Annotated in this window: 17 protein-coding genes; 6 read left to right on the forward strand and 11 right to left on the reverse strand. The window is 65.6% G+C overall.

Annotated elements, in window-relative coordinates:
- Positions 1-260: 260 nt before the first annotated feature.
- On the forward strand, positions 261-2,081 hold the full coding sequence (locus tag U0023_RS01970; protein ID WP_009764032.1) for an aminopeptidase P family protein: 1,821 nt from the start codon (positions 261-263) through the stop codon (positions 2,079-2,081).
- Here U0023_RS01970 and U0023_RS01975 read toward each other — a convergent pair.
- The 5 genes from U0023_RS01975 to U0023_RS01995 form a co-directional block, all read right to left on the reverse strand.
- On the reverse strand, positions 2,078-2,377 hold the full coding sequence (locus tag U0023_RS01975; protein WP_009764031.1) for an AzlD domain-containing protein: 300 nt from the start codon (positions 2,375-2,377) through the stop codon (positions 2,078-2,080). The genes U0023_RS01970 and U0023_RS01975 overlap by 4 nt on opposite strands.
- Positions 2,374-3,084: an AzlC family ABC transporter permease gene (locus U0023_RS01980; protein ID WP_009764030.1), complete on the reverse strand. Its 711-nt coding sequence runs from the start codon at positions 3,082-3,084 to the stop codon at positions 2,374-2,376. Before U0023_RS01980 ends, U0023_RS01975 begins: the two co-directional genes overlap by 4 nt.
- 65 nt (positions 3,085-3,149) lie before the next feature.
- Entirely contained in the window at positions 3,150-4,016 is an 867-nt protein-coding gene (locus tag U0023_RS01985; RefSeq protein WP_009764029.1) for a helix-turn-helix transcriptional regulator, read from the reverse strand.
- A 46-nt stretch (positions 4,017-4,062) separates the two neighbouring features.
- A complete protein-coding gene (gene ligA, locus U0023_RS01990; protein WP_009764028.1) occupies positions 4,063-6,222 on the reverse strand; it encodes an NAD-dependent DNA ligase LigA in 2,160 nt (719 codons plus the stop codon).
- A 933-nt stretch (positions 6,223-7,155) separates the two neighbouring features.
- Positions 7,156-7,638, reverse strand: coding sequence for a MarR family winged helix-turn-helix transcriptional regulator (locus U0023_RS01995; protein WP_009764027.1), 483 nt, complete (start codon positions 7,636-7,638; stop codon positions 7,156-7,158).
- A 105-nt stretch (positions 7,639-7,743) separates the two neighbouring features.
- On the opposite strand from U0023_RS01995, the gene U0023_RS02000 reads away from it, so the two are divergent.
- The 3 genes from U0023_RS02000 to U0023_RS02010 are packed head-to-tail and all read left to right on the forward strand — an operon-like array spanning position 7,744 to position 9,605.
- Positions 7,744-8,097 carry a DUF1428 domain-containing protein gene (locus tag U0023_RS02000; RefSeq protein WP_009764026.1) on the forward strand — a complete coding sequence of 118 codons (354 nt, stop codon included), beginning with the start codon at positions 7,744-7,746 and terminating at the stop codon, positions 8,095-8,097.
- Between the two features lie 8 nt (positions 8,098-8,105).
- Complete coding sequence (locus U0023_RS02005) at positions 8,106-8,882, forward strand: VOC family protein (RefSeq protein WP_009764025.1); 777 nt, start codon at positions 8,106-8,108, stop codon at positions 8,880-8,882.
- Between the two features lie 18 nt (positions 8,883-8,900).
- Entirely contained in the window at positions 8,901-9,605 is a 705-nt protein-coding gene (locus U0023_RS02010) for a DUF899 family protein (RefSeq protein WP_009764024.1), read from the forward strand.
- A 16-nt stretch (positions 9,606-9,621) separates the two neighbouring features.
- Here the strand turns inward: U0023_RS02010 and U0023_RS02015 are convergent, their stop codons facing one another.
- Both U0023_RS02015 and U0023_RS02020 read right to left on the reverse strand, forming a co-directional pair.
- Complete coding sequence (locus tag U0023_RS02015) at positions 9,622-10,965, reverse strand: sensor histidine kinase (RefSeq protein ID WP_009764023.1); 1,344 nt, start codon at positions 10,963-10,965, stop codon at positions 9,622-9,624.
- The gene (locus tag U0023_RS02020) at positions 10,962-11,618 is read right to left on the reverse strand and encodes a response regulator transcription factor (RefSeq protein WP_009764022.1); all 657 of its coding nucleotides are present in this window, start codon (positions 11,616-11,618) and stop codon (positions 10,962-10,964) included. The genes U0023_RS02015 and U0023_RS02020 overlap by 4 nt, the downstream gene beginning before the upstream one ends.
- 182 nt (positions 11,619-11,800) lie before the next feature.
- Here U0023_RS02020 and U0023_RS02025 point away from each other — a divergent pair, with 182 nt between their 5' ends.
- Both U0023_RS02025 and U0023_RS02030 read left to right on the forward strand, forming a co-directional pair.
- Positions 11,801-12,028: a hypothetical protein gene (locus tag U0023_RS02025; protein ID WP_009764021.1), complete on the forward strand. Its 228-nt coding sequence runs from the start codon at positions 11,801-11,803 to the stop codon at positions 12,026-12,028.
- A gap of 455 nt (positions 12,029-12,483) precedes the next feature.
- Positions 12,484-12,927 carry an ion channel gene (locus tag U0023_RS02030; protein ID WP_040638737.1) on the forward strand — a complete coding sequence of 148 codons (444 nt, stop codon included), beginning with the start codon at positions 12,484-12,486 and terminating at the stop codon, positions 12,925-12,927.
- Between the two features lie 151 nt (positions 12,928-13,078).
- On the opposite strand, the gene recN is transcribed toward U0023_RS02030, so the two are convergent.
- The 4 genes from recN to ftsZ form a co-directional block, all read right to left on the reverse strand.
- Positions 13,079-14,755, reverse strand: coding sequence for a DNA repair protein RecN (gene recN, locus U0023_RS02035; protein WP_009764019.1), 1,677 nt, complete (start codon positions 14,753-14,755; stop codon positions 13,079-13,081).
- A 12-nt stretch (positions 14,756-14,767) separates the two neighbouring features.
- Positions 14,768-15,664 carry an outer membrane protein assembly factor BamD gene (locus U0023_RS02040; protein ID WP_009764018.1) on the reverse strand — a complete coding sequence of 299 codons (897 nt, stop codon included), beginning with the start codon at positions 15,662-15,664 and terminating at the stop codon, positions 14,768-14,770.
- A gap of 266 nt (positions 15,665-15,930) precedes the next feature.
- Entirely contained in the window at positions 15,931-16,875 is a 945-nt protein-coding gene (lpxC, locus tag U0023_RS02045) for a UDP-3-O-acyl-N-acetylglucosamine deacetylase (RefSeq protein ID WP_009764017.1), read from the reverse strand.
- A 292-nt stretch (positions 16,876-17,167) separates the two neighbouring features.
- Positions 17,168-18,871, reverse strand: coding sequence for a cell division protein FtsZ (gene ftsZ / locus U0023_RS02050; RefSeq protein WP_009764016.1), 1,704 nt, complete (start codon positions 18,869-18,871; stop codon positions 17,168-17,170).
- Positions 18,872-18,910 lie beyond the last annotated feature (39 nt).

The following is an 18,910-nucleotide window of genomic DNA, read 5'->3' on the forward strand; positions in this document are numbered from 1 at the left end:
ATAAGCATGATCCGACTTTAGTTGAAGTCATGAGATCACATGCGCTTCATGCGTACTTTGCATAGCATTATCAAAAAACGTTAACTTCCAGGCATCCAGCGCATATTTCCTGAGCAACCTGCCGCGGCTTTCGACAGCCCTTGCCGCAAATCTCGGCAGCCGCCGTAACCAGTCCTTTGTTCCGAATAATGGTTTCCCGTTCTGCCTCGATGCTCTAGCGTGACGCCGTTTTCATGCTCGACTTTCGGTGACCGTTTCCCATGGCTCAGTTCCAGTTCTTCGACGATACGACCTCTCCCGCTCAAGGACCGAAGCACATCGCCAAGCTGCGGACCGAGATGGCCCGGCGCGGCTTCGACGGCTTCATCGTTCCTCGCGCCGACGAGCATCAGGGCGAGTATGTGCCGAAGAGCGCGGAGCGCCTGTCATGGCTCACCGGCTTCACGGGCTCGGCGGGCACCGCCGTCATCCTCCAGAGCGAGGCAGCCCTGGTGGTCGACGGGCGCTACACGGTCCAGGCCGCCGAGCAGGTGGACACCTCCGTCATTACTCCGGTCCAACTGGCCGATTTCACCCCCGAGGAGTGGATCGCCGATCACCTGCCGCCGGGCGGTATCATGGCCTACGACCCGTGGCTCCATACCAGTGACGGCCTGAAGAAACTCGAGCAGGCCGTGAGCCGTGCCGGCGGGAAGCTCTGCCCCGTCGATCTCAATCTGGTCGATGTGATCTGGATCGACCGCCCGGCTCCGCCGCAGGCTCCCGTCAAGCCGCACCCGATCGAATATGCAGGCGAGACGGCGACCGCCAAGCTGGAGCGCATCCGGAAGAAGATGGCGGAGGCGAAGCTCGACGCTCTGGTCATCTCCGATCCGCACAATCTCGCTTGGGCGTTCAATCTGCGCGGTGGCGACGTGGGGCACACGCCTCTGCCGCTCGGCTATGCCATCCTTCCCAGGGAAGGCCGTGCCAGTCTCTTCTTCGATCCGGCGAAGGTGACGAACGAGGCCGGCGCGGCGGTGGGTGATCTTGCCGGTTTCGCACCCATCGCGACCTTCCAAGGGGCTCTCGACACCCTCGGCGAGACAGGTGGCAAGATCCGCGTCGATTCCGCGACCGGCGCGGTTGCCCTGATCCGGCGGATCGAGGCGGCGGGCGGCACCGTCGATGTAGGGGCCGATCCGATCGCCCTGATGAAGGCCGTCAAGAACGAGGCCGAGATCGCGGGCTCCCACGCAGCGCATCTGCGGGACGGCGTCGCTGTCGCGCGCTTCCTCGCCTGGCTCGACCGCGAGGCTCCGTCGGGCAAGCTGACGGAGATTGACGTCGTCGAGGCGCTGGAAGCCTTCCGGGTCGAGACGGGCGCCTTGAAGAACATCTCCTTCCCGAGCATCTCGGGGGCCGGCCCCAATGCCGCCCTGCCCCATTACCGCGTCACGAGTTCGAGCAACCGCACCCTCGAGCCCAATCAGATCTTCCTGATCGATTCCGGAGCGCAGTACGAGGACGGCACGACCGATATCACCCGCACCATCATCGTGGGGGAGCCGACGGACGAGATGAAGGACCGCTTTACCCGCGTCCTCAAGGGTCACATCGCCATCGCGCAAGTCGTGTTTCCGAAAGGCACGACGGGCGCACAGATCGATGCCTTCGCGCGCAAGCCGTTGTGGGATGCCGGCCTCGATTTCGACCACGGGACGGGTCACGGCATCGGCAGCTATCTTTCGGTGCACGAGGGTCCGCAGCGCATCGCCAAGACGGGCCATACGCCGCTCGAAGTGGGCATGATGCTCTCGAACGAGCCGGGCTTCTACAAGCCGGGCGATTACGGCATCCGCATCGAGAACCTGATCCTCGTGGAGCCGCGCAAGATCCCCGGCGGCGACCGCGAGATGTTGGGCTTCGAGACCCTGACCTTCACGCCCATCGACCTGCGCCTCGTCGAACCGGCCATCATGACCACCGACGAGATCGCATGGCTCAATGATTATCACGCTGCGGTGCGCGAGAAGATCGGTCCGAAGCTCGACGCCGAGACGCTGGCTTGGCTGGAGAATGCCACGCGGGCGATCGGCTAGAGCACGCTCCGCAGCACCACGACGGAGATCACCCCGACCGCGACCGTCCCGAGCAGCGGCAGCCTGAAGGCGGCCACGGCCGTGATGGCGGCCGCGATGGCTTCCGCCCAGCCCGTGGTGAGCGCCGTCGGCGCGATGACGGCGACCAGCACGGCCGGAGGAATGGCGTCGAACGCGGCTTTGGCGCGGCCGGTGAGCACGAGGCGGTCTGCCACGAACAGGCCCGCGATGCGGGTGACATAGGTCACGACTGCCATGGCCAGGAGGGCGAGGAGGGTCGTCGTATCGAGGGTCATGAGCGCGCCTCCTCTGGAGCGGCCAGATAGGCGGCGGCAATGCCGGCGAGTGCCCCTGAGGCCACATGCCAGGGCGCGCCGATGAAGTGATGGACGAGGGCCGCCACGGCGGCGCTGACGGCGACCGTGACCAGGGTCGCCCGGCTGCGCCCGAAGCCCGCCACGAGGCCGATGAACAGGGCCGTGAAGGCGAAATCGGCGCCGATGCGGGCCGGATCGCCGAGGAACGAGCCGAGGACGGCCCCAAGGCTGGAGAAGACAGTCCAGTTCGTCCACAGGACGATGCCCATGGCGGCCCAATAGGCCCCCGTCACCGGCCGTTCGAGGGCCCGGCGCTCGGACAGGGCCCAGGCCTCGTCGGTCAGGAAGAAGAAGGACAGGAACGTCTGCATTCGCGACATGCGCACCTTGGGCGACAGGGATGCTCCCATCAGCACATGGCGCGCATTGATCAGCAGCGTCGCGAAGGCCAGCGTCAGGATCGGCGCGGGCTGGATCCAGGTCTCGATGGCGGCGAACTGGGCACCGCCGGCGAAGACGAGGGCCGACATGACTGTGACTTCCAGCGGCGACAGCCCCTTGGCGGACGCCACCGCGCCGAAGAGAAGGCTGATGGGGATCGCCGCTACGGCCACAGGGGCGATATCGCGCAGGCCAGCTCGGATTTCGCGGCGGTAGTTGGCGGTGAAGGGATTTGCTTGATCCATGAGATGCTCGTTTTTCGCACCTTATGCGCGCAGGATCAGAAGACGTCTTGGATGAAAGTGCGATCTCAAGCGGCGCGATAAGCCCCCGGCGTCACGCCCATGCGGGCCTTGAAGACGCGGTTGAGATGGCTCTGGTCGAAGAACCCGCATGCCGCCGCAACGTCGCCCGGTGCCTGCCCCTGGCTCAGCAGTTTGGTGGCAGCGCGGAAGCGCCGGTCGAGCAAATAGGCGTGGGGCGTCAGCCCCGTTTCCTTGGCGAAGGCACGGATGAAATGGCTGCGCGACAGCCCTGCCATCGTAGCGAGATCGGCAAGGTCGGCCTCCTCGCTCATATGGATATCGAGGTAATCGCGAACCCGCAGGATGCCTTTCGAACCGTAGCGAAGGGTCGGCAGGGCATCGAGATCCGCCCAGCGGGCGATAAGCCGGCCCAGGAAATCGATGAGCCGGGTATCCTGCTCCATCTCGGAGGACCAGCTTTCGTCCTGGCACAGGCAGGCATGGAGCCTGACCTGGGCCTGAAACAGTTCCGGATCGTTGATCACGGATCGCGGGAACCAGGGCGGGCGGGAGAGCGCACGGCCCGTCACGTCCTCGGCGATCTCCTGCATCAGTTCCGGCGAGGGATAGAACGTCCGGTACTCGAACCCGCCACCATAGGGCTCGCCGTCATGGATCTCGTCCGGGCAGACGACGGCGACGGAGCCCGCGGGCGCATAATGCTGCTCGCCGCGATGAAAGAAGGTCTCGCAGCCCGCGAGAACGGCCGCGATGGCATAGGTATCGTGGCTGTGCCGGGCATAGGCGTGACGGCGGAAAGTCGCGCGCAGGCAATCGAGGCCGCGATAGCGCGGCACTCGCCAGAAATGCGTCACGTCTCCCGCTCCGACCAGTTCCGGATCGAGCGAGACCTCGGGGGTGATCACCGTCATGCGGCCACCTTGTCACATTCTCGAGCCCACGTCTTGGACGGGAGTCTCACTTTCGACCGACGAGGGCGAACCAGCCGTCCTCGTCCATGACCTGAAGGCCGAGTTCGGCCGCCTTGGCGAGCTTGGAGCCGGCGCCCGGCCCCGCCACCACGATGTCCGTCTTCTTCGACACGGAGCCCGCCACCTTGGCCCCGAGCCGTTCGGCCATGGCCTTCGCCTCCTCGCGGGTCATCTGCTCCAGCGAGCCCGTGAACACCACGGTCTTGCCGGCCACGGGCGAGTTCGCGGCGGCAGGCGCTTCCATCGGCTCGACCGTGACCTGAGCGAGCAGCGCGTCGAGCATCTCTTCGTTGTGCTGTTCCTTGAAGAACTCGACGACCGCTTCCGCCACGACCGGTCCAATGCCGCCGATGGCGGTGAGTTCCGTATGAGCCTCGGAGGTCGCATCGGCTGCGGCCTTCGCCGTTTCGCGCAAATGCTCGAAGGTCCCGAAATGGCGCGCGAGCAGCCGCGCCGAGGTCTCGCCGATATGCGGGATGCCGAGGGCGAAGACGAAGCGGTTCAGCGTAATCGAGCGGCGCGCCTCGATGGCGGCGAACAGGTTCCTCGCGCTCGTCTCGCCCCATCCCTCCCGATTCTCCAGGCGCTTGAGGCTGCGTGCATTGCGTGCCTGCAGGGTGAAGATGTCCTGCGGGCGCTGGACGAGGCCTTCCTCGTAGAATTCGTCGATGCGCTGCTCGCCCATGCCTTCGATGTCGAAAGCGTTGCGGGACACGAAATGCTTCAGGCGCTCGCGGGCCTGCGCCGGACAGATGAGGCCGCCCGTGCAGCGGCGCACCGCATCCTCCTTGCCGGTGCGTGGATTGACCTCGCGCACCGCGTGGCTGCCGCAGGCGGGACAGGTGGTCGGAAACTCATAGGGCTTCGCGTCAGCGGGCCGCTTCTCCAGCACCACGTCGAGCACCTTCGGGATCACGTCGCCCGCTCGATTGATGACGACCGTATCGCCGATGCGGATATCGATCCCATTGCGGATCTTCTCGCCGTTGCCGCCGATGCCCTTGATGTAATCCTCGTTGTGCAGGGTCGCGTTGGACACGACGACGCCGCCGACGGTGACGGGCTTCAGGCGCGCGATGGGATTGAGCGAGCCGGTACGGCCGACATTGATCTCGATGTCTTCGAGCACCGTCACGGCCTTCTGCGCCGGGAACTTGTGTGCGAGCGCCCAGCGCGGCGAGCGCGACACGAAACCGAGGCGCTGCTGAAGATTCAGATCGTCGACCTTGTAGACGACGCCGTCGATGTCGTAGCCGAGATTGGCGCGGTCGGTCTCGATGGCATGATAATGCTCGAGCATCTCCGCGACGCTCGTGCAGCGTCGGGTGAGCGGATTGACCTTCAGGCCGAAGCTCTTGAAGCACTCCATCATGCCGTGTTGCGTGTCCGCCGGCATCTCGCTCACCTCGCCCCAGGCATAGGCGAAGAAGCGCAAGGGACGCGAGGCGGTGATCGCCGGATCGAGCTGGCGCAGGCTACCGGCCGCCGCGTTGCGCGGATTGGCGAAGAGCGCCTTTCCGGCGGCCTCCTGGCGCGCGTTGATGGCGGCGAAATCCTCGTGCGAGAGATAGACCTCGCCGCGCACCTCGAAGATCTCGGGAACGGTCGATCCCTTGAGCCGGTGCGGAATGTCGCCCACCGTGCGGGCGTTGTTGGTCACGTCCTCGCCCACCGCGCCGTCGCCGCGCGTAGCGGCGGACACGAGCCTTCCGCCCTCGTAGCGCAGGCTCAGGGACAGACCGTCGATCTTCGGCTCGGCCGTGAAGGCCAGCGGCGCATCGGCCTTCCATTGCAGGAAGCGGCGGATGCGCTCCACGAATTCCTCCACCTCCTCGTCGGCGAAGCCGTTGGCGAGCGAGAGCATCGGCACGCGGTGGCGGATCTTGCCGAACTTTTCCGAGACCTTGGACCCGACCTTCTGGGTCAGGCTCTCGGGCGTCTTCAGCTCGGGGAACTGGTCCTCCAGCGCCTCGTAGCGCTGGCGCAGGGCGTCGTACTCGGCATCCGAGACGCTCGGCGCATCCTCTTCGTAATAGCGCCTGTCGTGCTCCTTGATCTCGGCGCCGAGCCTCTCGTGCTCGATCCGGGCCTCATCGGGCGTCAGGTGGTCGACGGGGGTCTCGGAGGATGTGCTGCGTGGGGGCATGATCGAATCGTGTGTGAGGGTGCTTGAACCATAGCGCTCTGACAAAGACTCTCCAGGGGCCGCGCCGCCGTTGACCCCGCCCGTCCACGGTCATCTCCGCGCAGGCTGGCCTCGGGATCGGCTGGGTTTTCGGCGGAAGGCGGCCCGCGCGCCGTTTCGGCCTACTGCGTCCGACGTCTAGGTCCCGGGTTCGGCTGGCGCGGCTTCGGGATGATACCCTCGACGTCATCACCGGGCTTGTCCCGGTGATCTCGATTGAAGAGGCGCGGTGCTTCAGAGGATCGGGATGGCCAGGACGAGCCCGGCCATGACGGCGTGGGTGATGGTTTCCTGTCAAAGAGCAGCACCTTGGGGCCCGCAGCTTGCGCTGCGAGCCTGTCAGGAGATCGAGGGTGGCGCGATGGCAGCCCGGCTCGATGTCTAATGTTTGATGGAAGAGCCGAACTGCTCGTCCCGCACGGTTCTTTTAGGCGTTTCGACTTGGACCAGCACAGGGCTGCCAAGGGCCTCCGGCCCCAGGTGTGCGAGACCTGCGACCGGACCGTTCCCCACCCCACAACTGCGACGCCTCGCGAGCGCGCCCCTCGTCAGGCGGGGATGGGTAACGATATAGTCAAGGTTCGCGCCTCTGTCAAGAACAAAGCAAGAACATAACATCACGCTGTCCGCACCCGCTCCGTCATGGCCGGCCTCGTGCCGGTGATCCCGATCGGAAAGGGGCCAGCGCTTCAAGCAAACGAGATGGCCGGCACAAGGCCGGCCATGACGTGGAGAATGTCATCCCCGTTCTCGCCAGGACCATCCTTCGAGACGCAGTTGCGCTGCTCCTCAGATGAGGGCGGAGGGTTTGGAGAGGAAGGCGTGGGTGATCGCGACAAGCCCGGCCATGACGATGGAGGATGCATTGCCTGGCCGTGCGCCTCTGCCCTCTCCTCACGCCGAAGCCGAAGCCGAAGCCGTCGTCTTCGCTCGCGACAGGCCCGTCAGCGCGCCGCGCAGATCGTCGGGGGCGAGGCCGGCCATACCGGCCTCGATGGCTCCGTGGAGATCGCACCAGATCGGGATGGCGGCGGCGAGGATTTCCCGGCCTTTGTCGGTGAGGCTCAGGAGGCGGTTGCGGCGGTCGTCCGGGTCCTTGGCGATGGCGATCAGGCCGTCGCGCTCCAGCGGCTTCAGGGCGGCGGTCAGGGTGGTCCGGTCCATGGCGAGCAGCTGCGCCACCGGGGCGATGGAGGGCGGCGCGGGACGGTTGAGGGCGTTCAGCAGGGAGAATTGTCCGGACGTGAGCCCCACCGGCCGCAGCGCCTCGTCGAACAGGCGCGCCAGGGTGCGGGCAGCCCTTTGGACATGCAGGCACAGGCAGGTGTCGCGCACCAGATGGGTGGTTTCGTAGGGAACGCCTCGGGGGTTTGACATGGCTCTATTATGTTGATATCAACTTATTTGTCAAGGAGAACAGGCGCGTCAGGCGCCGCGCGACCGCACTCGCTCGATTTAGGCAACCCCCAAGGGAGATACGCGATGAAATATGTCGATGGCTTCGTGCTCGCCGTGCCGGCGGACAAGAAGGACGAGTACCGCAGGCACGCCGCCGAGGCCGCGCCCCTGTTCAAGGAGTTCGGCGCGACCCGCATGGTGGAGTGCTGGGGCGACGACGTGCCGAACGGCAAGGTCACGGATTTCCGGCGCGCCGTGGACGCCAAGGACGATGAAACCGTGGTGTTCAGCTGGATCGAGTATCCGTCGAAGGAAGCCCGGGACGCGGCCAACGAGAAGATCATGACCGATCCGCGCATGCAGGCCATGGGCGAGATGATGCCCTTCGACGGCAAGCGCATGATCTTCGGCGGGTTCATGCCGATCCTCGACGTCTGAGGTGCACCATGGCCAATCATCACGGCGACTTCATCTGGTATGAACTTCTGACGAGCGATGCCGACGCCGCCGCGCGCTTCTACGGCGCGGTGACCGGGTGGCAGACGCGGGCCGCGCAAGGCACGGATCGCGACTACCGGATCTTCGGGAGCCGCGGCGAGGACGTCGGCGGGCTGATGGCCCTGCCGGCGGACGCCGCGCGTGCGGGCATGCGCCCCACATGGCTCGGCTATGTGGCGGTCGACAATGTGGACGCGACGGCGGACGAGATCGTCCGGGCCGGCGGCACAGAGCACATGCAGCCCACCGACATTCCCGGGATCGGCCGCTTCGCGATGCTCGCCGATCCGCAGGGCGTCCCGTTCTACGTGATGCGCGGAGTATCGGACGGAACCAGCACGGCCTTCGACCAGAGCCAATTCGGCCATTGCCACTGGAACGAGCTTGCCACCTCCGATCCGACGGCGGCGCTCGCGTTCTACCAAGCCCGTTTCGGCTGGGAAAAGGGCGATGCCATGCCGATGGGCGAGATGGGCGAGTACCGGTTCCTGCAGCACCGCGGCCAGACCATCGGGGCCGTGATGAAACGCATGCCGGAGGGCCCTCCCCCAGCGTGGATGTTCTACTTCGGCACCGAGGACATCGATGCGGCGGCGAAGGCCGTACCGGGCAACGGCGGCACCATCCATTACGGGCCCGCCGAAGTGCCGGGCGGCGTCTTCATCATCGTCGCAAGCGATCCGCAGGGAGCCCTGTTCGGTCTCGTGGGTCCGCGCAAGTCCTGAAGCGATCCGGAGCATTCCATGACCAAGGACCTTGTCCCCGCGGCGGAACTCGCGCAACGCTCTCCCGTGCGCTTTCCCAATGAGAGCGCCGCGTATCGTGCCGCACGCACGGCCCTCCTCGCGGAGGAGATCGAACTGCGCCGCCACCTGGAACGCGTGGCGGCGCAGCGCCGCGCCCTGCCGCCCGGCGGCGAGGTGACGGGCGATTACCGTTTCGAGGGAGAGAACGGTCCAATGGGTTTCGCCGATCTCTTCGGTGGCCATCAATCGCTCGCGGTCTACAGCTACATGTTCGGCCCGCAGCGCGAGCGCCCCTGCCCCATGTGCACCAACCTGCTCGGCGCGCTCGAAGGCAACGGTGCCGACATCCAGCAGCGCATGGCGCTCGCCGTCGTCGCCCGGTCACCGATCGAGCGGCTGATCGCGTGGAAGAAGGAGCGCGGCTGGAAGAACCTCAAACTCTATTCGGACCTGAACGGCCTTTACTCGCGCGATTATCACGGGGTGCTGCCGGACGGTTCCGAGATCCCGAGCTTCAACGTCTTCACCCGGCGGGATGGAACCATCCGTCATTTCTGGAGCGGCGAGATGACGGGCGATTCGGCTGATCCCGGCCAGGACCCGCGCGGCGCTCCCGACCTCGCGCCCCTGTGGAACGTGCTCGACATGACGCCCGAGGGACGCGGCGCGGATTGGTACCCCCGGCTGAGTTATGAAACGTGATGGGGCGAGCAGCGTCTCAAGCGGCGGTTCGGTTCGAACCGCGTGACATCGGAAGAACGGGAAGATCGACCTGTGCGATCAGTCCGCTGCGATCCGCCCTGTTGCGCAGCGAAAGCCGCCCGCCGGCTCGGAATGCGAGGGCCTTGACGATGGAGAGGCCGAGGCCCGTTCCCTCCTGCTCGTGACGTCCGCGCACGAACGGATCGCACACCCGCTCGAGCAGGTCGTCGGGAAGCCCGGGCCCCGTATCGGCGACCTCGACCTGCACCTGCTCCGCCGCGCAATGGGCCGTGACGAGGATCCGCCCGCCCGGAGGCGTGTAGCAGATGGCGTTGTCGAGAAGGTTGGAGAAGATCGTCTCGAGATCGTTGCGCTCGGCGCGCACCTGGACTTTTGGCATTGGTCCGAACTCGAGCGCGATGAGCTTGCTTTCGGCCAGCGGAGCGACGCCGCGCGCGGCCTCCTGCAGGATGTCGGCCAGCTCCACCGGCTGCGGAATCTGCTCCGGCAAGGGCGCCTCGGCCCGCGCCAGGGCAAGGAGCTGGCTCGTCAGGGTCGACATCCGCCGGAACCCGAGATCCATGTCGTCGAGCACCTCGGCGGCCGCGCCGGGACTGGCCGCGTGGCGCAGATTGCTCGCCTGGATCCGAAGCGCCGTCAAAGGCGTGCGCAGCTGGTGAGCCGCGTTGGAGACGAAGCGCCTCTGCGATGCGAGCATGTCCGCGACCCGTTCGAGCGCCTTGTTCATCGCATGGATGAGCGGAACGATTTCGTCCGGAACGTCCGACAGGGCGAGCTGCTGGGTGCAATCGGGCTGACGCGCCATGAGCTGCTGGGCGAGCTCGTCGACCGGCGCGAGGATCCGGCCCACGAGCCAGCGCACCAGCAGGGCCGATATGGGAATGAGCAGCAGCGTCGTGACGATCGCGGGCAACGCAGCCATCAGGGCGAGCCCCCGGCGCACGCTCGTCCTTTGAGAGACCTGGATGGTGCCGTCGTCCAACACCCAGGTGTAGCTGCGCCACTGCCCGCTCGGCGTATGGACATCGGCGAAACCGGTCTCCTCCTGACGCGGCAGGTCGAGACCGGATGGAAAAGACTTGAGCAGATTGCCGTCGGTGTCCCACGCCTGGACCACCAGCATGTCGTCGGCATTGAGGGGCGGCGCCGGCATCTGCGCCAGATCGTCCACGGAGCTGACCACGTTGAAGGCGATCTCGCGCATCTGATTGTCGAGCAGACTGTCCGGGTCCTCCTGGGCCGCCATGTAGGCTCCCAGTCCTCCGAGCAGGCCGACGAGGATCAGCAGGGCGGTGAACCAGACCGTGAGGCGCGTGCGGAGCGAGTTGCGGTGTTTCATCTCGCGACCATCCACCCGACGCCCCGGACGTTGCGGATGATCTCGTTGCCGAACTTGCGGCGGATGTAGTGGATCAGCACGTCCACCGCGTTGCTCTCGACCTCTTCGCCCCAACCGTAGAGCGCATCTTCGAGCTGCTGGCGCGACAGGATCGTTCCGGGCCGTTCGAGCAGGGCCTGCAGCAGGGCGAATTCCCTGGCCGGAAGAAGCTGGGTGGCGCCCTTGTAGGTGACCTCGTGGGCCGCGAGATCGAGGATGATTTCGGAGGAGCTGATCTGCGACGTGGAATGCCCAGCATGACGGCGGATCACCGCCCGCATCCGTGCGGCAAGCTCGTCGAAGTCGAAGGGCTTCACGATGAAATCGTCCGCCCCGAGATCCAGTCCGGCCACGCGGGTCTCGAGATCGTCGCGCGCCGTGACGATGAGCACCGGCGTCGCATCCTTGCCGCAGCGCATCTCCTTCAGGACGTCGAGGCCGGCCCTGTCGGGCAGGCCGAGATCGAGCAGGACGATGGCATAGCGGCTCGTGCTCAGGGCGGCGAGCGCGTCGTCTCCCGCCCGGGCCCAGTCGACCGCGGCTCCCGATCCCTCGAAAGCCCGTGTCAGACTGCGTCCGATCAAAGGATCGTCTTCGACCAGCAGAACCCGCATGATTGCCGCTCTCGGTGCGAAACGAGTTCAATCCGGGGGCGGCCGAAAGGCAATCGCGCAATTTGCCGCTTGAGGCGGCTCATGGGGAGGACAGGCGCTCAACCCCTCATTCTCCCCTAATTCAAGCCCCGTAGGATCATCCTCAGGTACCCGCAGGTACTGTCCCCGAATGGAGAAGATCCATGAAACATCTGCTGATCGCCGTGTCGACCCTGGCTTTCCTCGCCGGCGCCCCGCTGGCCGCGCAGGCGGCGAGCTCGTCGTCCACCACCCATCCCAAGCACGCCACCGTCCGGCATCATACGGCGTCGAAGAAGAGCCATATGAACCAGGCGAAGAGAAACGTTTCGTGCCCGGCCGGATCGACCAGCGCGGCCTGCCATCCGACATCGACGGGTTCGGTCCGCTAGAGCATCGCGCAAAAAAGTGGAGTGGGGTTTTGCTCAAGACGATGCTCGCGTCCAAGTGAAAGCACCGACGTGCAGATCCGCTTTTCACGTCCGCTGCTCTAGAGACGGTTTGGTCGCTCGCCGAGGCGCCCGGTGCCTCGGAGCATGTTTCGGCGAAAGGGATCCGGTTCGCAGGAATATGCGCGACGGTTAGTTGAGTGGTGTACCCGCGTAACCAGGAACGTCACCAGTCTCATTCCTCCGCTGGTGTTCGCATGGTGCTCCCTGAAGTGCTCCCTTTTCGGGAGCACCCTTTTTTCAAGGCTCGCCCGTAAGGAAATGTGAGCATCGAACGCAAAGGTGGACACCACTTTTAGGGTTCATCCGATGCTCCTTCTCTTGACGGGCGCATCGGAAGAGGCGGAAGATCGAGGGCACGTTTCCGTCCAATGCGCTAAGCTGCGTGGGCAATCTTCATGGAAACAATGATTGCCACGATCGCCTTGACGATCACTCCCCTGATGCTGACCGTCGTCCTGCATTACGAGGCACTCAGCGCCCTATCGAAGCTGCTGCAGAAATCGACGATCCAGTCGCGCCCGAAAGTTCTCGTGGTCGTGTTCGGGGTCATCACGGCGCATTTCATGGAAATCACCATCTACGCGCTGACATACTGGATCGCGGACGCGGGGTTGAACATCGGCGATTTCGGCGGCAACCGGGCCGTCAATTTCGCCGATTATCTGTTCTTCTCGGCGGAGACTTTCAGCACGCTCGGCATCGGGGACATCTTTCCCCTCGGGATGATGCGCCTGATCGCGAGTCTCGAATCCTTGAACGGCATCGTCCTGATTGGATGGTCGACATCGTTCACATATCTGAGCATGTCCCAGTACTGGGCAGGCAATTCACTCGACTAAAAGAGTACAGGTCTAGCGCATCGGACGAACGGAAAAGTGGACCCGGTTTTCGCTGACGCGGCCCTCCGGGTCAGCCTCATCCGATGCGCCAGCCAAGAGAAGGAGCATCGGATGGATCCCAAAAGTGGTGTCCACTTTTGGGTCCGAGGCTCTAGCGCATTGCCGCTTCGAGCAGCCGCGCGGCCGCCGCGCGCGCTTCCTCGGTGATGGTCGCGCCCGCAAGCATGCGGGCGATCTCCTCTCGGCGCGGCGCGGCGTCCAGTGGGATCACGCGGGTTGCGACCCGGTCCTTGGCTCCCCGCACGCCTTCCTTGGCGATCAGGAAATGGCTGCCGGCCTTGGCGGCGACCTGAGGCGCGTGAGTCACGGCCATGACTTGCACCTTCTCTGCCAGACGCGCCAAGCGCTGGCCGATGGCATCCGCCACCGCGCCGCCGACGCCGGTGTCGATCTCGTCGAAGACCAGGGTCGGGGCCGAGCCCTTGTCCGCCAGCACGACCTTGAGGGCCAGCATGAAGCGGGACAGTTCGCCGCCGGACGCCACCTTCATCAGGGGGCCCGGACGTGTGCCGGGATTGGTCTGCGCCCAGAACTCGACCCGCTCGAAACCGCTGGGGTCCCGGCTGGTCTCGTCGATCTGGATATCGGTGATGAACCGCGCCCGCTCCAGCTTGAGAGGCGGCAGCTCGGCCTGAACGGCGGTGTCGAGCGCCTGCGCAGCCTTCTTCCGGCCCGAGGAGAGGGCCTTCGCGGCCTTCACATAGGCGGCGTCGGCCTCCTTGAGAGCCTTTTCCAGACCGCCGAGCTGTTCCTCGCCGGCATCGATGGCGGCGACATCCTCTTCGAAGCGCTTCCGCAGGGCAGCGAGGTCGTCGGCCGGAACATCATATTTGCGGGCCGCGGCGCGCAGGGCAAAGAGGCGCTCCTCGGTTTGCTCCAGCTCCCGCGGGTCGTATTCGGTGGCGCGGATCGCCTCTTCGAGGGCTTCCCTCGCCTCGTCGATGGCGACGAGCGCGGCGTCCAGGGCCTTGACGCTGGGCTCGACAAGCGACGGCGCCTGGGCACCGCGGCGCTCGAGCTTGCGCACGGCCGCCGAGAGCTCGTTGACCGGGGACGTGTTGCCGGCGACGACCTCGTAGGCCTCGTTGAGGTCCTGGGCCACCTTCTCGGACTGCATCATGACGACCCGGCGCCCGGCGAGAGTTTCCTCCTCTCCGGCGAGCGGGTTGAGCTTGGTCAGCTCCTCGACCGCATGGCGCAGGAAGTCGGCCTCCTTGCGGGCCTTGTCGATGCGGTTGCGATGCTCATGCAGGGCATGCCGCGCCTCGCGGACGCGACGCGAGGCGTCGGCGACGGCCTGGATTTCACCCGTCAAGCCACCGAAGGCATCGAGGATCGCGCGATGCGTGGCCGGATCGACCAGGGCACGGTCGTCGTGCTGGCCGTGGATCTCGACCAGGGTCGCGCCGATGGCCTTGAGCACCTGCACGCTGACGGGCTGGTCGTTGACGAAGGCGCGGGTGCGCCCGTCCGCCACCTGGACCCGGCGCAGGATCAGATCTCCGTCGACATCGATATCGGCATCCGCCGCGATGCGGCGGGCCGGATGGTCGAGGGAACAGTCGAAGACGGCCGTCACCTGACCCTGGGCTTCGCCATGGCGCACAAGCGAGCCGTCGCCGCGGCCGCCGAGGGCCAAGGCGAAGGCATCGAGCAGGATGGATTTGCCTGCGCCAGTTTCACCCGTGAGGACGCTCAGCCCCTCATGGAAGTGCAGCTCAAGCCTGTCGATGAGGACGATATCGCGGATCGTCAGCTGGATGAGCATGGAGGGTGAGGCTTAGCCCGTACGCTGACTGACCTGCGGAACGCCACGGAAGGCCTTGCTGATCCAGGACTGGGAGTCCTCGCGCGGCTCGACGCCGCCCTTGGTCAGCAGAGCATGGGCGTCCTTGTACCAAGGACTGTCAGGGAAGTTGTGGCCGAGAACGGCGGCAGCGGTCTGCGCCTCGTTGACGATGCCCATGGCCATGTAGGCCTCGGTGAGGCGCTCGAGAGCCTCTTCCACGTGGCGGGTCGTCTGGTAGCGCGAGACTACGGTGCGGAAGCGGTTGATGGCGCCCGCGTAGTTGCGCTTCTGCAGGTAGAAGCGGCCGACCTCCAGTTCCTTGCCCGCGAGCTGATCGCTGGCGACCTGGAGCTTCTTCTTGGCATCGGCCACGTACTCGGAGCTCGGATAGCGCTGGATCAGTTCCTGCAGCGCCAGGATGGCGCGCTCGGACTTATCCTGGTCGCGGGTGATGTCCGGGATCTGGTCGTAATACGACGACGCCATCAGGTACTGGGCGTAGGCCGCGTCGGACGTGTTGGGATAGCTCTGCAGATAACGCCTGGAAGCGGTGATCGATTCCTCATAGAAGCCGCCCTCGTAATTGGCATAGGCTTCCATGATCAGCCCCTTACGGGACCATTCGGAATAGGGATACTGCTTGTCGAGGCTGCCGAACTTCTTCACGGCGCCGTCGAAATCGCCCTTCTGCACCCGGGCAAGACCGTCGTTGTAGATCTCTTCTGCAGGGGCATTCGCCACGATCTCGGGCTTGTAGGTCTCGCTCTTGTTGAACGGGTTCATCGACGCAAGGGATTCGCAGCCAGCGAGCCCCAGGGCGCAAACGCCGAGGATCAGAGCGCGGGCGGACGCGCCTTTCATACCTGAATAAGCCTTCGCGAACGACATGCCTCGCGGTCCTCCAAAAATCGTGCCCGATGTTTTAACGGTGCACCAGGGTTCTTTAGCCCAAGCATGGGGCCAGAGCCAAGCCCATACATGAGGGTTTACCCAATAGGAATTAAGAAAGCCTGCACGAAATCATGCGGCCAAAGGGCGCTTGGATCTTCGCTCAGGACGAGAGCCGCCCTGGGCGGCTCCTTTCGTCCTGCAGACGCGGGTGGCCTGACGATGCGCCATCCCGGAAGGCGCGAGCCCCGTTCCGGGACCGCCGCTCAGTGCATCTCGGGGGAGAGAACGGAAGCTGCCACGCTGCCGAGATCGGCATAAGCCGGCTCGCGACGGGGAACGGCGTCCACGATCGCATAGTTCGACCGGTTCGAGAACAGGGCTTCGAGCACCGAGAAGTTCATGCGGTGGCCGCCGCAATAGGACCGGTAGGTGCCGAGCAGCGGCAGGCCGGCGAGGGACAGGTCGCCGACCGCGTCAAGCAGCTTGTGGCGGACGAACTCGTCCGCGTAGCGCAGGCCCTCGGGGTTCATGACGCCGTCGTCGCCGATGGCGACCGTATTCTCCAGGGACGCGCCGAGGGCGAAGCCGGCGCTCCAGAGCTTCTCCACGTCGCGCATGAACCCGAAGGTGCGGGCGCGGGAAATTTCACGGCGGAAGACGGAGGGCGAAAGGTCGATGGCCTTGCGCTGGCGGCCGATCACCGGAGTGGGAAAATCGATCTCCACGTCCAGGCGGAAAGCGCGGTCGTTGGGAAGAAGCTCAGCAAAGGCCTTGCCCTGGGTGACGCGGACCGGCTTGAGAACCTTGAGATAGCGGCGGGTGGCGCCCTGCACCGCGACGCCGACCTGGTCGATGGCGTCGATGAAGGGGGCCGAGCTGCCGTCCAGGATCGGAACCTCCGGCCCGTCGATCTCGACGAGGACGTTGTCGATCCCGAGGCCGGACAGGGCCGCCATCAGGTGCTCGATCGTGGCCACGGCGCCGGTGTCCCGGTCACCGATCACGGTGCAGAGCTCGGTTGCGGTCACCGCCAGATGGCGGGCGTCGATCAGCCGATCCAGGCCACCGGCCAGGCCGGTGCGCAGGAAAGCAATACCATGGTTCGCTTCAGCCGGGTGAAGGATCATCTTCACTTCGTCCCCGGAATGAACTCCGGTTCCAACGAGGGTCACGGCAGCGCGAAGCGTGGTTTGCTGGCTTTGCTTCATTAGTCCTGAACCTCAACTACCCTTGTCGCCAAACTGAGCCGATTTCGCCGGGGAAGGTGCAGTTGCTGCTTGTGACTTCCGACCGGCAGGCTTCTCATTAGCGCTGCCCCTAAAACGTTGAGGCACCTTAGTCCCCCGGTCAGGCTAGGCCAAATCACGCTTTCTTACTTTGTGTTACAATTTGGATAACTCACAACCCATTGATATCAATAGATTTTTAACGAATAAGGCCCCCAGCCGGGTTCGGCTGGGGGCCCTTTTGTAACAGCTCTTACAGGCCGGTCAGGTCAAATCAGTTGGCCTGACGGCGCAGGAAGGCGGGAATCTCCAGCTGGTCGTCTTCCGAGTGGCCCCGGGGCGCAGGCGCCATCGGAGCCTGCTGGGGACGCTGCGCCTGGGCCGGCATGGGCCGACGGGCGTACTCGGCGTGAACCGAAGACATGGCCTGGCGCGGAGCCTCCTGGCGCGGCTCGGCGGGAGCGTGCTGGGTCTCTTCGCGGCGGCCGAAGCCGATGGTCGCGAGGCGCTGGATCAGCGACGGCTTGTGCTCGTGCGACGGCTCCTCGCCGCGGCTGGCGCGAATCTGATTCTGTGCCGGCATCGGCAGCTCGTCGATTCGCGGCATCCGGGCCGGGCGCATGGCGCGCTCCGCCTGCGGCGGGATGAAGGCGCCTTGCTCCATCGGCTCTTCGTAGACCTGGGCCTGAGGGGCGGGAGTCTCGTAGGCCACCGCCTGACGGGGCTGGGCCGGCGTCAGGACCACGTCGTCGCGGATCATGGGCTGCGGCGCAGGCTCGACCGGCTGGGCCGCGGCGATGGGTGCCGGTGCCGTAACGGGGGCGGAGGCCATGGCGGCCGTGCTCTGGGCCAGGATCGGAGCCGCCTTCACCGGTTCGGCTTGGGCGGCGGAGCGAAAGGTCGGCGTCGCCTGGGGCGTCGTGGCCCGGGCGCGGGCCTCGGCGCGCAGGCGCTCGGCCACCTCGGAGATGCGCTGCTCGGTGGCCGTCAGGTCGCCGCCGTTCTCCAGCATGGCGTGGTCGATGCCGGTCGCCACGACGGAGACGCGGATGATGCCTTCCAGGCTTTCGTCGAAGGTCGCGCCGAGGATGATGTTGGCATCCTGGTCCACTTCCTCGCGGATGCGGGTCGCGGCTTCGTCGAGTTCGTAGAGGGTGAGGTCGTTGCCGCCCGTGATCGAGATGAGCAGGCCGCGCGCGCCCTTCATCGACACGTCGTCGAGGAGCGGGTTCGCGATGGCCGCTTCGGCCGCCCGGATGGCGCGCTTCTCGCCCGAAGCCTCGCCCGTGCCCATCATGGCCTTGCCCATGCCGCGCATGACGGAGCGCACGTCGGCGAAGTCGAGGTTGATGAGGCCTTCCTTCACCATCAGGTCGGTGATGCAGGCGACGCCGGAATAGAGCACCTGGTCGGCCATGGCGAAGGCGTCCGCGAAGGTCGTCTTCTCGGTGGCGACGCGGAACAGGTTCTGGTTCGGGATCACGATGAGCGTGTCCACCGCCTGCTGCAGCTCGTTGATGCCGGCCTCGGCGAGACGCATGCGGCGCACGCCCTCGAACTGGAACGGCTTCGTGACGACGCCGACAGTCAGTATACCGAGCTCGCGGGCCGCCCGTGCCACGACGGGAGCCGCACCCGTGCCGGTGCCGCCGCCCATGCCGGCGGTGATGAACACCATGTGCGAGCCGGCGAGCTGATCGCGGATTTCGTCGATCACCTCTTCGGCGGCCGCGCGGCCGACTTCCGGCTGCGAGCCGGCGCCGAGGCCTTCCGTCACCTGAATGCCCATCTGGACCACGCGCTGCGCCTTGGACGAGGCCAGTGCCTGCGCGTCGGTGTTGGACACTACGAACTCGACGCCCTCCAGACCGGATTCAATCATGTTGTTCACGGCATTGCCGCCGGCACCGCCGACGCCGAAAACCGTGATGTGCGGCCTGAGTTCCCGGATGTCCGGAGCTTGCTGATTGATAGCCATGACCTGTGCCTCTTCTGGCCTTGTACTGATGAGCGTTTG

The sequence above is a fragment of the Microvirga lotononidis genome (assembly GCF_034627025.1).
Lineage (GTDB): Bacteria > Pseudomonadota > Alphaproteobacteria > Rhizobiales > Beijerinckiaceae > Microvirga > Microvirga lotononidis.